The organism is Cronobacter condimenti 1330 (assembly GCF_001277255.1).
GTDB classification, from domain to species: domain Bacteria; phylum Pseudomonadota; class Gammaproteobacteria; order Enterobacterales; family Enterobacteriaceae; genus Cronobacter; species Cronobacter condimenti.
This window is the reverse complement of the sequence record NZ_CP012264.1, coordinates 856357-869126: the sequence shown is the minus strand read 5'-3', so window position 1 is coordinate 869126 and position 12770 is coordinate 856357. Positions and strand designations below refer to the sequence as shown.

Sequence of the window (12770 nt, the reverse complement as noted above, 5' to 3'; positions counted from 1 at the left end):
ATCATTCAAAAAACCCCTTCAGGCTACCGGGGTTTAATTGGGCAAAACTTTCATAACCCGGAAGGGATGACTTAGAATAACCCGTTATCCCTATTTTCCCGAATCAGGAGCCGATTCATGAGTAAGTCTGAAAACCTCTTTGCCGCCGCCCGCGAACTTATTCCAGGTGGCGTGAACTCGCCGGTGCGCGCTTTTACCGGCGTCGGCGGCACGCCGCTCTTTATCGAACGGGCGGACGGGGCTTATCTCTATGATGCCGATGGCAAAGCCTATATTGATTATGTCGGCTCCTGGGGCCCGATGGTGCTCGGCCATAACCACCCGGCTATCCGCAACGCGGTGATAGAAGCGGCGCAGCGCGGCCTGAGCTTCGGCGCGCCGACTGAAATGGAAGTGAAAATGGCGCAGCTCGTCACCGACCTGGTGCCGACAATGGACATGGTGCGCATGGTGAACTCCGGCACCGAAGCGACGATGAGCGCCATCCGTCTGGCGCGCGGTTTTACCCGCCGTGACAAAATCATCAAGTTCGAAGGCTGCTACCACGGTCACGCCGATCACCTGCTGGTGAAAGCCGGCTCCGGCGCGCTGACCCTCGGCCAGCCGAACTCGCCAGGCGTACCGGCAGATTTCGCCAAACATACCCTCACCTGCACCTATAACGATCTGGCGTCGGTGCGCGAGGCATTTGAGCTTTACCCGCAGGATATCGCCTGCATTATCGTAGAGCCGGTCGCAGGCAACATGAATTGTATTTTACCGCAGCCGGAATTCCTGCCGGGCCTGCGTGCACTGTGCGACGAATTCGGCGCGCTGCTCATTATCGATGAAGTGATGACGGGATTCCGCGTCGCGCTGGCGGGCGCGCAGGCCTATTACAACGTAGTGCCGGACCTCACCTGCCTTGGCAAAATCATCGGCGGCGGTATGCCGGTAGGCGCGTTCGGCGGGCGTCGTGAAGTCATGGAAGCGCTGGCCCCGACCGGCCCGGTCTACCAGGCCGGAACGCTCTCCGGCAACCCGGTCGCTATGGCGGCGGGCTACGCGTGCTTAAGCGAAGTGGCGCAGCCGGGCATACACAGCACGCTGGATGCGTTGACGACGCAGCTGTCGGAAGGCCTTCTGGATGCTGCGAAAGAGGCAGGTATTCCACTGGTGGTGAACCATGTCGGTGGGATGTTCGGGCTCTTCTTTACCGACGCCGCAGCCGTGACCTGCTATCAGGATGTAGTGAAATGCGATGTCGAGCGCTTTAAGCGCTTCTTCCATCTGATGCTGGAAGAAGGCGTTTATTTCGCGCCGTCCGCGTTCGAAGCGGGCTTTATGTCCGTCGCGCACAGCGAAGAAGATATCAACAACACCATCGACGCCGCGCGTCGCGTGTTCGCGAAGCTGTAATAAAAAAGGCGGGTAGCGTTACGCTTACCCGCCCTATATTTCATTAATAAACCGGATAGCGACATACCCGCACCGTCACTTTCCCACTCCCCGTCAGGAAGAGAAGCAGAAGATTAACGGCTCTGCTTACGCAACAGATAAACAAAATAGGGCGCGCCGATAAACGTCGCCAGTAGCCCTGCCGGGATCTGATACGGGAACATCGCCATACGGCCCGCCCAGTCGGCCAGCATCATCAGCATCCCACCCAACAGCGAAGCAATCACCAGCTGCGGCAGCGCGCGTCGAAAACCCAGCATTCGCGTAATGTGTGGCGCCATCAGGCCAATAAAGCTCAGCGGTCCGATGGTCAGCGTCGCCGCCGCGGTCAATGCCGAGGCGAGCAGCAGCAACACTATCCTCGTCGGCGTCAGCGCCATGCCGACCGCCCGGGCGGTATCGCCTCCAAGCGGCAACACGGTAAGCCAGCGGCGACACAGCGGCGTTAGCGCCAGCAACACCAGCATCACCCAGAGGGAATGCCTTGCCTGCTGTGGCGTCACGCTATACGTCGACCCGGAAACCCAGGTAATCACCTGCGCCATTCGCGGATCGCCGCTCGCCTGAAGCATCATCAGCAACATCGTGAAGGCCGTACTGAGCGCCATCCCCGCAAGCAGCATCCGGTGCGGCGAGAACCCGCCGCGACCGGCGGCAATCAGAATAATCATCAGCGTTGCCGCCGCCCCTACGCTTCCCGCCGGCAGCAGCCAGCCAAAAGCGTCGCCTGGCACGAACAGCAGCAGCATCACCACGCCAAACGCGGCACCCGAACTGATGCCAAGCACTTCAGGGCTCGCCATAGGGTTACCGGTGAGGCGCTGGATAATACAGCCCGCCGCCGCGAGCATCGCGCCTGCACACAGCGCCGCCAGTACACGCGGCCAGCGCCAGCCGAGCAGCTCACGCAGCACATCGCCCTGCGCGAAGACCCAGCCGTGCGCGTCACGGCCAAAGCAGAGCGCCAGCACCGCGACGCCCAGCATCAGCAGCAACGCCGCCAGCGCCCAGCGCGCTACATGCCCACGCTCCGCCGGAATGCGGTCGCCTGCGTTCATCGCCGGCGCGCTCATGGTGCGCAGCCGCGGCAGCAGCCAGAGCAGCAGCGGCGCGCCAAACAGCGCGGTCGCCATGCCGGTCGAGACATCAAGCCAGACGCGGGAGAGCCAGAGGATAAATTGATCGGAGAGCCACAATAGCAGCGCGCCGATAAGCGATGCCAGCAGCAGACGTGCCAGTAACCGCCGCGCGCCGAGCATTTTCGCAAGCAGCGGCGCGAACAGACCGATAAACCCAATAATGCCCACCGCGTTAACCAGCAGTGCGCTGATAACAATCGCGAGCGTCAGAGTAGCGAGGCGCGCCAGCGAGAGCGCAAGCCCAAGATTACGCGCCACGCCGTCATCGAGCCCCATCAGGGTGAGCGGGCGCAGGAGCAGCAGCGTCAGCAAAAATCCCGCCAGCAGCTGCGGCCACAGCCGCGCCGCCACGCTCCAGTCATTCTGGTTGAGCGCTCCGGTACTCCATAAAAACATGCTTTGCAGCTGATCGTGGTGAAACAGCACCAGCAGTTGGTTGACCGCGCCGCAGTACAGGCTCACCACCAGGCCCGCCAGGATAAGCGTCACTGGCGAGAGGCGCTTGCCCCAGGCGACACCGAACACCAGCAGCCCCACGGCGCAGGCGCCTGCCAGCGCCGCGAACTGCGCCGTCAGGACGCCACCGGGCAACGCCCAGAGTGTCGCGACCGTGACGCCAAGCTGCGCGCCGGTCGCGACACCGAGCGTAGTCGGCTCCGCAAGCGGGTTACGCAGCACCTGCTGGAATAACACGCCCACCAGCCCCAGCCCTGCGCCAACCAGCAGCGAGACCGCGAAGCGTGGCAGCAGGCTATAGTGGAACAGCATCTGATCGATAGCATCGATATCCGGGTGCCATAGCGCCTCGCGCCATTGCGCGCGCGGCAGCCAGGCGTTCAGGTTTATCCAACTGAGCCCCAGCCCCAGCGCGAATAACAGCCCCAGCAATAACGCGGGGAAAAGCAGATGACGCGTTCTCATGCCCGGCCTCCCAGCGCGTTATCCAGCACGCGGCCAAAGCGCATCGCCGAGAGCGTCGCGCCGTAGAACCAGACCGCGGGCACGCGCTGAAAACGCCCTTCGCGCACAAACGGCATCGCCTGCCAGAGCGGCGTGGCGGCAAGCTGGCGCATCACCGGGTCGTCGCCATGTTCAAAGCAGATAACATCGGCGTCTTTAAACTGCGCGAGCCGTTCGACGCCGACGATCGCGCTGCCCCAGAAGTTGCTATCGTCCTGCCAGGCATTAGGAATATTGACGGCGTCCAGCACCGGCTGGAACAGGCTGTTTGTGCCGATGGTCAGCGCATGGCGCGCGTCCAGCAGCGACATCATTAACAGCGGACGTCCACCGCGGCCCGCAAAACGCGGCTTCATCTTCGCGAGGAACTGTTCGAATTCATCAAGGTGCGTTTTCGCCGCCACCTGTAGCCCCAGCCGTTCGGCCAGCGCCAGCAGCGACTGTCGCGCCATCGTGAGCGGTGCTTTACCATCCGTAAAGGTCACGCCCATACCGGGCGCAATTCGCGCAAGCTGCGCCTCCGCCGGGCCATAACCTGACGACCAGATCATCAGCGACGGCTTCAGTTGAGTCAGCAATTCAAGGTTTGGCTCGGTGCGCAGACCCACGTCAATCACGGATGCCGGCAGCGGTGGATCGTTGACCCACAGGCGATAATTCGGCACGTCCGCCACCGCGAAGGGCGTCACACCCAGCGCAATCAGTTGTTCCACGGGCAGCCATTCGAGCGCCACGATATGTTGCAGATTGACCGTCGCCGCACGCGCCTTTGCCATCTGCCACATCAGCGGCGAGAGCGCCATCGCCGTCATCAGACGACGGCGGCTAAAAGGAGTTGAGAGAACATCACGCATCAGCAGACGAAGCTCACGGGTGCCAGACCTGCCGGATGCGGCAGAATGCCCATCGGAATGCCATAGATTTGCTGGAGCGTTTCGCCGTTCATTAATTCAAGCGGGCTTCCCTCAGCTATCATTTCTCCGCCGCGTAGCGCCACCAGATGGTCGCAATAACGCGCCGCCATGTTGATATCGTGCAGAACGGCGATGACGGTCAGCCCACGCTGCTGGCTTAAACGGTGGATAAGCGCCAGCACGTCGACCTGGTGGGCGATATCCAGCGCCGAGGTCGGCTCGTCGAGCAGCAGACAGCGGCTGTTTTGCGCCACCAGCATGGCTATCCATGCACGCTGACGTTCGCCGCCCGAAAGGCTGTCCACCAGCCGGTGCGCCAGCGGCTTCAGGCCCACCAGGCTTATCGCCTCTTCCACCCGCTCGCGATCTTCTGCGCCAAAACGCCCGAGCGCGCCGTGCCACGGATAGCGACCAATCGCCACCAGCTCGCGCACCGTCATCCCTTCGGCTGCAGGCAACTGCTGCGGCAGATACGCGACTTCACGTGCGAATGCTTTGCTGTTCCAGCGCGCAAGCGGCTCGCCGTTCAGCAAAATGTCGCCTTCAGAGGGTTTCTGGTGACGGCCCAGCATTTTCAAAAGCGTGGATTTGCCGGAGCCGTTGTGACCGATAAGGCCAGTGACTTTGCCCGCCGGAAAGGTGAGCGACAAGGGGTGAAGCAGCGTGCGTCCGGGCACACGAAAAGAGAGATCTTTTAAAGAAAAACCAGCGTCGGGCGGGGATGTTTTGTCCTGCATGGTAGCCAACTTGTTGAAGGGCACGCAAAGCGTGCCCGAAGAGGATCAGAAGCGGAATGTGGCGGTCGCCGTCACCTGGCGTTCCGCGCCCCAGAAGCAGCCATAGGCCTGGAAGCAGCTGGAGACATACTCACGGTCTAACAGGTTATTAACGTTTACCGCAACGCTTGAGCCCGGCAGGCCCAGTCGCGCGAGGTCATATTTGACCACAGCGTCCATCACCGCGGCACTACCAACTTTAAAGGAGTTTGCCGGGTCGCCGTAACTGGAGCCGATGAAGCGGCCGCCAGTACCGATGGTCAGGCCAGAGAGCGGACCATCATTGACGGTGTAATCGCCCCACAGCGAGCCCATATGACGCGGCACCTGCTCAACGTGATTCCCTTTAAGTTTGGTGTCTTTCGTGTATTCGGCGTCAATATAGGTATAAGACGCCGTCAGGTTGATATTCGCGTTTAGTGCAGCCTTCGCCTCCAGCTCGACACCGCGGGAGCGTACTTCACCTGACGGAACCTGCTGGGTCGCATCATTAGGATCGGTAGTCAGGGTGTTCGTTTTGGTCAGCTGATAAACCGCGCCGGTCATGACAACAGGCATGTCTTTCGGCACATATTTCACACCCGCTTCATACTGCTCGCCTTTGGACGGCGCGAAAGCCATGCGCGGTGTGCTGTAAAGATCGAAAGCGTTCGGCTCGAAAGACTGACTGTAGCTGACGTAGGGAGAAATACCGTTGTCAAACAGGTAGTTTACACCGCCACGCCACGTGAACTGGTGATCGTTGCGCTCAATGGAGCCACCGTCGGCACGTACGGTCGTACCTTGCTGAGACCAGTCATAGCGGCCGCCCAGCGTGAATACCCATTTATCCCACTCAGCCTGATCCTGAACGTAGATCCCGGTCTGTTTGGTTTCATTGAGCTGGTAAGGTTCGGCCTTGTCAAAATCAAAATCTTCTGGCGTGTAAGAACCGTAAAGATCAATCGCCGGGGCAGTGCCAAATTTCGCGTTGATGTCGTTGCGCATACGCATGAAATCGACGCCGGTCAGCAGCGTATGACCCAAATCGCCAGTCGCAAATTTGCTTTGCAGCTGAGTATCGACACTGAAGTTTTGCAGACGCTCGTTATCGACAACAGTGCCGCGGTTCAGCGTGTGCCCATCAGCCTGGATCCCGGTACCGTAGACGCTCTGCTGCGAGGTTTTCATCTCGGCGAAACGCAGGTTCTGGCGCACGGTAAAGGTGTCGTCGAAAGCGTGTTCAAAGCTATATCCCACCATTTTCTGGTTGCGGGAATAAGTATTGTTAGACGCACCTTCATTAAAGTTACTGCCAATACGTTTGCCGTTCGGCAGCGGCTCGACGGTCCCCTCTTTCGGCAACCAGCCGTAGTAACCGGTTTGCGGCTCGTTCTGAAAGTAAGAGAGGAAAGTGAAATTGGTTTTGTCATCCGGGCGCCAGGTGAACGACGGTGCGATGGCATAGCGTTTCTGTTTGGCGTTAACTTGCTGCTGATCGTTGGAGCGAGCTACACCCGTCAGGCGATAAGAGAATTCGCCGTTATCGTCGAGCGCGTCGCTGAAATCAAAGCCAGTCTGATACAGGTTATCAGTGCCCATTTTAAACTGGACTTCATGCAGCGGCTCGGTAGTGGGACGCTTGCTGACCATGGAGATAATCCCGCCCGGATTGCTCTTGCCGTAAAGCACTGAAGTCGGGCCGCGCATCAGTTCAACGCGCTCCAGCATGTAAGGGTCAATAACTGCATCGTTATAGAAGTTGCCCTGGAGTTTGAGGCCATCCAGATAGTTATTCTGACTAAGTCCCACAGACGTAAAGCCGCGAATGCTGACAAAATCATACGTGGTAGAGGCACCACGGTTGCTGACAACGACGCCAGGCGTGTAACCCAGCGCTTCTTTTACCGACTGCGCCTGATGCATATCCATCTCTTCGCGCGTCACGACCGAAACGGACTGCGGCGTTTTTTCAATCGGCGTATCGGTTTTAGTGGCGGTGGCAGAACGCTTCGCCGCAATGGTCGGGGCCGGGCCCCACGCGCTCTCCTGCGCAGCTGCAGATGCGGAAACGGTGATCGTCTCCTCTTTCTGACCGTTATTGGCGGCCAGGGCCTGCGCGGAAAATCCGCTGCATGCAGAGGCAACAAAAACGGCCAGTGTGCAAATCCTGGTGTTGATCTGAGTGGAAGTAGAACGCGCCATGCTAATTTCTCTGAGTAATAGTGACAAATGATAACGTAAACGAGAATTATTATTATGCGCCCGAGATAATATGCGAAAGGTTGTTTATATAGCAAGCACCTGGCGTGTCAGGGTCGGCCAATGGGGCAATTAATCACCAGACGAAATTATCTGGTTAATTCAGAGATACCGAAACGTTACAGCCGCTTTAAGCGCGAGTAACAATAAAAAAAGGCTTAGCCCTGCTCCTGCCAAAGCCGGAGAGGCGCTAAGCCCTGTATTCCCGAACGGGACGTTAGTTGCTGCCGAACATATCTTTGATCCAGCCCGCGACGCCGTCGCTCTTCTCTTCCTGCTGCGGCGCCTGTTGCGGCTGCTGCTGCTGCGGCTGCTGCGGCGCAGACTGGTCGAACGGATTGCCCGACGGCGCGACCGGCTGGCTCTGCTGGCAGAGCGTATTCGGATCGCTGGTCCAGACCGGCAACGTGCGCATGCCGCCGCCGCAGAGGAAGTTGCCCATGTCATCGACGCCCATGTCGACAATATCTTCAGGCGGCGTCAAATCCAGCGGGATCGGCGACTGATTACTGAGATAGCGCTGGTAAATCGCCATCGCACCGCTGGCCCCGTAGAGCTTGGTCGGCTGGTTATTGTCGCGGCCCACCCAGGTGATCACCACTTCACGCCCGTCGATACCGGCAAACCAGGTGTCGACGTTGTTATTAGTGGTCCCCGTTTTACCTGCCAGATGCAGTTTCGGGAATTTCACCGCCAGCGCATGGCCGGTACCGCGCTGCACCACCTGCTGCATCGTCCAGAGCGTCAGGTAAGCGGCCTGCGCCGGAACGGCGCGCTCCGACTGCGGGAAGCTCTGATACAGCACGCTGCCATCTTCCGCAATCACCGAGCGCAGCACAGAAAGCTGGGCGCGGTTGCCGCCACTCGCGATGGTCTGAAACGCCTGCGCCACTTCAATCGGCGTCAGGTTCAGCGCGCCAAGCAACATCGCCGGCACCGGATGCAACTGGTTTTCCGGCGCGCCCAGTTTTTTCCAGGTGTCGGTCACTGCCTGCAACCCGAGCGCCATACCGAGATTAACCGTTGGCACGTTCATAGAGCGCGTCAGTGCATCTACCAGCATCACCTGCCCGCTGAAACGATGATCGTCGTTCTGCGGCGACCAGACCTGGCCATTTGGCTGGCGCAGCGAGATCGGCGCATCGGCAATCCAGGTGTTCAGACGGTACGTGTTCGGCTGGCTTAACGCCGTCAGATAGGTCGCTGGCTTCGCGAGCGACCCAATAGAGCGGCGCGCCTGCATGGCGCGGTTGTAGCCCGCAAACTGCGGGTTCGCGCCGCCGACCATCGCGCGGACTTCGCCGGTAAAGCGATCCACCACGACCATCGCGGTTTCCAGATCCTTCAACTTGCGCTGTTTGATAAGCGCCGGAATACCTTCCACCGCCGCTTTCTCCGCCGCGTCCTGCGCGACCGAATCAAACGTGGTGAAAATCTTCACGCCGGAAAGATCTTTTACTTTATCGCCAAGCTTCGCCTGCAACTCCTGGCGTACCATCTGCATAAACGCCGGCTGCGGGGAGATCACGCCGCCACGCGGCTGAACGCCAAGCGGACGGGCGCTCAGCATGTCGTAGAGCTCCTGATCAATCACCTTCTGCTCCTGCAGCAGGCGCAGCACCAGGTTACGACGTTCCAGGGCCAGTTTCGGGTTACGCCACGGGTTATAGAGCGACGCGCCCTTCACCATGCCGACCAGCAACGCTTGCTGATCGAGGCTCAGCTCTTCGACCGGACGGCCAAAGTAGTACAGGCTCGCCAGCGGGAAGCCGCGGATCTGATCGTCACCGCTCTGACCGAGATACACTTCATTGAGATAAAGCTCAAGAATGCGGTCTTTGCCGTAGCGCGCGTCCATGATGAGCGCCATGTACGCTTCGTTGGCTTTACGCCACAGGGTGCGCTTGTTGGTCAAAAACAGGTTTTTCACCAGCTGTTGCGTCAGCGTACTGCCGCCCTGCACAGCGCGGCCCGCGGTCAGGTTTGCCAGCACCGCACGGCCAATAGACCAAACGCTGATACCATCATGCTCGTAGAAATGGCGGTCTTCAGTGGCCACCAGCGTATCGACCAGCAGATCCGGGAAGCCGGAGCGCGGCACAAACAGGCGCTGTTCACCGTTTGGCGATGAAAGCATGGTAATAAGCCGCGGATCGAGACGGAAGAAACCGAAGTTACGGTTGCTGTCCATATTTTCGATCGTGGCCAGATGGTCGCCGTCAAACTCCAGACGCGCGCGGATCTGCCCTTCTTTGCTGTCCGGGAAATCGAACGGGCGGCGGATCATCTCAATGCTGTTAGCCTGGACGGTAAACTCGCCAGGACGCGTCATTTTCGTCACCTGACGGTACTGCGTCGCCTCAAGCAGCTTCACCATCTCTTGCTTGCTGATGGTCATATCCGGCTCAAGATTGACCATGCGGCCATAGACCGCGGCGGGCAGTTGCCAGACTTTGCCATCAATACGGCTGCGGATCTTCTGATCGAGATAGACGCCGTAGATAACAAACAGCACCACAAATACCACAAACAGCTTTAACAGAAGCCATAGCCAGCGGCGCTTGCCGCTCGGTTTGCCACCTTTGCCTTTTTTACCTTTTACCTTACGCGGCATCGGCTCCTCATCATCTTCATCTTCGTACTCATCGTCATAATCCTCTTCCCTGAGACGACGACGGCTTACCTTCTGTTTTGCCGGACGCGTCGGTCGTCCTTTGCGTCCAATAGGTTCGCGGTCATTCCCCGCCATGCTTTTTCTCCACAACATACAGGCGCAAAGGCCAGATTCTTGGCTCTTCCACCCACAGGCGGAAGAAGAAAGCTCTCAAATCATCGCGACAGCCAGGCTGCCGCTACTGATACTTTTTGGTGCGCCGGGTCGGCAGCGTATTTGCCGGGTCATCCGGCCAGACATGTTTCGGGTAGCGCCCTTTCATCTCTTTTTGCACGTCTTTCCAGGCGCCGCGCCAGAACGCGCTGAGATCGCGCGTAATTTGCAGCGGCCGCTGGGCGGGCGAGAGCAGCTCAAGGGTGAGCGGCACACGCCCTTCGGCAATAACCGGCGTCGCGGCTTCGCCAAACATCTCCTGGATACGCACCGCCAGCGTCGGTGGGTTCTCTTCGTGATAACGAATCGCAATCCGGCTGCCGGTCGGCACAGTGTAATGCCCTGGCAGCGCACTATCCAGCCGTTGCCGCTGCTGCCAGTCGAGTAAATGCAGCAGCGCCTGGGCGAGGTTAATGTTTTTTAGCGCGCGGAGCGAATGCACGCCGCTAAGCGCCGGTCGCAGCCAGACATCCAGCGACGCCAGCAGCGCCTCGTCGCTCACATCCGGCCACGGGTATTCCGGCAGAAAACACGCCGCGCACAGCATCCGCAGCCGCAACTGCTCCGCCTCCGGCGTCCAGTTAAGAACAGAAAGCCCTTTTTCGCGAATACCGTTGAGCATCGCCTGGTGCAACTCGTCTTCAGAAGGCTTAGACAGGGGCTGGGTTTTCAACACCAGTTGTCCTATCTGCCAGCGGCGCTGCGCGCGCAACGTGCCCTGCTCGTCGTTCCACTCCAGCGAATCGCTCTGGCTTAGAAGGTGCGGGCACTGTTCAATCAACGCGTCAATATCCAGCGGCAGCGCCTGCAAAATGCGCGCATCGGCGCTGTGGCTGCCCTGCAACAGCAGCGGCGCGATAAGCCATTCGTAGCGTGTCAGCGCGTCATCGGTCTCAAGCATCGCGCCCATGCCGTTGGCGAGCTGATAACGCCCCTCCTGGCCGCGACGACGCGCGATACGATCGCCGAACGCGGCAGCAAGCAGCGCCGGCGCCAGCGAGACAGATGCCGCCCCGCCTCTGGCGTTAAGGCGTTTCATCAACTGCGCGCTGCGCGACTGCCAGTTTCCCTGGCTTCGCGAAAAGGCGCTGCGCAGATCGCTGTCCGCGCCACGCGGCGGCTCCTCAAGGATCGCGGCCAGCCGCGCGGCGGTAGCCTGCGCATCGGCATCCGCCGCGCTTGCCAGCATGGCGGCAAGCCTCGGATCGTTGCCAAACTGTGCCATCTGGCGTCCGTGCGCGGTCAACTGCCCCGCTTTCAGCGCACCAAGTGTGGTAAGAAGCTGGCGCGCGGCGGCCAGGTTTACGGCGGGCGGCAGATCGAGCCAACTGAGGTCGGTAACGTCACGGCATCCCCACATCAGCAGTTCCAGCAATAGCCCGGAGAGATCGCTTTGCGTGATTTCCGCCTCCGCCTGCACGGCTGCGCGCTCCGCCTGCTCTTTCGGGATCAGGTGCAGGCAGATCCCCGGTTCAAGGCGGCCAGCACGCCCGGCGCGCTGGGTCATCGATGCCTGACTGATGCGCTGCGTGATAAGCCGCGTCAACCCGGTACGGGCATCGAAGCGCGCCACGCGCTCCTGCGCGCAGTCCACCACGAGCCGGATGCCCTCAATTGTCAGACTGGTTTCGGCGATGTTGGTGGCGAGCACCACTTTGCGATATCCCGCTGGCGCGGGCAGGATGGCTTTGCGCTGTTCAGAGAGCGGCAGCGCGCCGTACAGCGGGCAGAGCAGCACATCGCGCCCGACGCGCTCCGCCAGCTGCGTCTGCACGCGCTGGATCTCGCCCACACCCGGCAAAAACAGCAGCAGTGAGCCTGCCTCTTCGCGCAGCAGCCCGCTCACCGCCTGCGCCACTGCCTCATCAAGGCGCTGATGCGCAGGGAGCGCCTGGTAGCGCCGCTCCACCGGGAAGCTGCGCCCTTCTGAAATCACCATCGGTGCGTGCGGCAGCAGAGTTTGCAGCCGTTCGTTATCAAGCGTCGCAGACATGATCAACAGCCTGAGATCGTCGCGCAGTCCTTGCTGGACATCGAGCAGCAGCGCCAGCGCGAGATCCGCCTGCAGGCTGCGCTCATGAAACTCATCAAGGATCACCAGTGACACACCCGAAAGCTCCGGGTCGCGCTGTAACATTCGCGTCAGGATGCCTTCTGTCACAACCTCAAGCCGCGTCGCAGGGCCAGTGCAGCTCTCGGCGCGCATCCGATAACCCACCGTTTCGCCGCACGGCTCGCCAAGAAGCTCAGCGAGACGCTGTGCCACATTGCGTGCCGCGAGCCTGCGCGGCTCCAACAGGATGATTTTTCCGTCAAGGAGGCCGGATTTCAGGATCTCAAGCGGCAGCCAGGTCGATTTCCCGGCGCCGGTCGGGGCGCAAAGCAGCACCTGGGGCGCATGCTTCAGGGCGTTGAGAAGTTCAGGCAATACGGCGGCGACCGGTAAAGACGACACGACAGGCTCCAGGGGGTTACT

At 60.2% G+C, this 12770-nt stretch carries 7 protein-coding genes; 1 reads left to right on the top strand and 6 read right to left on the bottom strand.

Annotation, left to right across the window (positions count from 1 at the left end; genetic code table 11):
• Positions 1-117: 117 nt before the first annotated feature.
• Positions 118-1398 (top strand): glutamate-1-semialdehyde 2,1-aminomutase, encoded by a 1281-nt coding sequence (hemL, locus tag AFK62_RS03950; RefSeq protein WP_007666725.1) that lies wholly within the window; start codon positions 118-120, stop codon positions 1396-1398.
• A 113-nt stretch (positions 1399-1511) separates the two neighbouring features.
• Here the strand turns inward: hemL and fhuB are convergent, their stop codons facing one another.
• The 6 genes from fhuB to hrpB form a co-directional block, all read right to left on the bottom strand.
• Positions 1512-3497 carry a Fe(3+)-hydroxamate ABC transporter permease FhuB gene (gene fhuB, locus AFK62_RS03945; protein WP_053531726.1) on the bottom strand — a complete coding sequence of 662 codons (1986 nt, stop codon included), beginning with the start codon at positions 3495-3497 and terminating at the stop codon, positions 1512-1514.
• On the bottom strand, positions 3494-4390 hold the full coding sequence (fhuD, locus tag AFK62_RS03940) for a Fe(3+)-hydroxamate ABC transporter substrate-binding protein FhuD (RefSeq protein WP_007666731.1): 897 nt from the start codon (positions 4388-4390) through the stop codon (positions 3494-3496). Before fhuD ends, fhuB begins: the two co-directional genes overlap by 4 nt.
• Complete coding sequence (gene fhuC, locus AFK62_RS03935; RefSeq protein ID WP_007666734.1) at positions 4390-5187, bottom strand: Fe3+-hydroxamate ABC transporter ATP-binding protein FhuC; 798 nt, start codon at positions 5185-5187, stop codon at positions 4390-4392. Before fhuC ends, fhuD begins: the two co-directional genes overlap by 1 nt.
• 45 nt (positions 5188-5232) lie before the next feature.
• The gene (fhuA, locus tag AFK62_RS03930; protein ID WP_007666737.1) at positions 5233-7410 is read right to left on the bottom strand and encodes a ferrichrome porin FhuA; all 2178 of its coding nucleotides are present in this window, start codon (positions 7408-7410) and stop codon (positions 5233-5235) included.
• Positions 7411-7684: 274 nt separating this feature from the next.
• On the bottom strand, positions 7685-10216 hold the full coding sequence (mrcB, locus tag AFK62_RS03925) for a bifunctional glycosyl transferase/transpeptidase (RefSeq protein WP_007676922.1): 2532 nt from the start codon (positions 10214-10216) through the stop codon (positions 7685-7687).
• A 103-nt stretch (positions 10217-10319) separates the two neighbouring features.
• Complete coding sequence (hrpB, locus tag AFK62_RS03920) at positions 10320-12749, bottom strand: ATP-dependent helicase HrpB (RefSeq protein WP_007676924.1); 2430 nt, start codon at positions 12747-12749, stop codon at positions 10320-10322.
• Positions 12750-12770 lie beyond the last annotated feature (21 nt).

Bases quoted from the DNA above. Each gene is read 5' to 3' on its own strand.
- fhuD (WP_007666731.1), bottom strand. From the start codon at position 4,390: ATGCGTGATGTTCTCTCAACTCCTTTTAGCCGCCGTCGTCTGATGACG.
- mrcB (WP_007676922.1), bottom strand. From the start codon at position 10,216: ATGGCGGGGAATGACCGCGAACCTATTGGACGCAAAGGACGACCGACG.
- fhuC (WP_007666734.1), bottom strand. From the start codon at position 5,187: ATGCAGGACAAAACATCCCCGCCCGACGCTGGTTTTTCTTTAAAAGAT.
- fhuA (WP_007666737.1), bottom strand. From the start codon at position 7,410: ATGGCGCGTTCTACTTCCACTCAGATCAACACCAGGATTTGCACACTG.
- fhuB (WP_053531726.1), bottom strand. From the start codon at position 3,497: ATGAGAACGCGTCATCTGCTTTTCCCCGCGTTATTGCTGGGGCTGTTA.
- hemL (WP_007666725.1), top strand. From the start codon at position 118: ATGAGTAAGTCTGAAAACCTCTTTGCCGCCGCCCGCGAACTTATTCCA.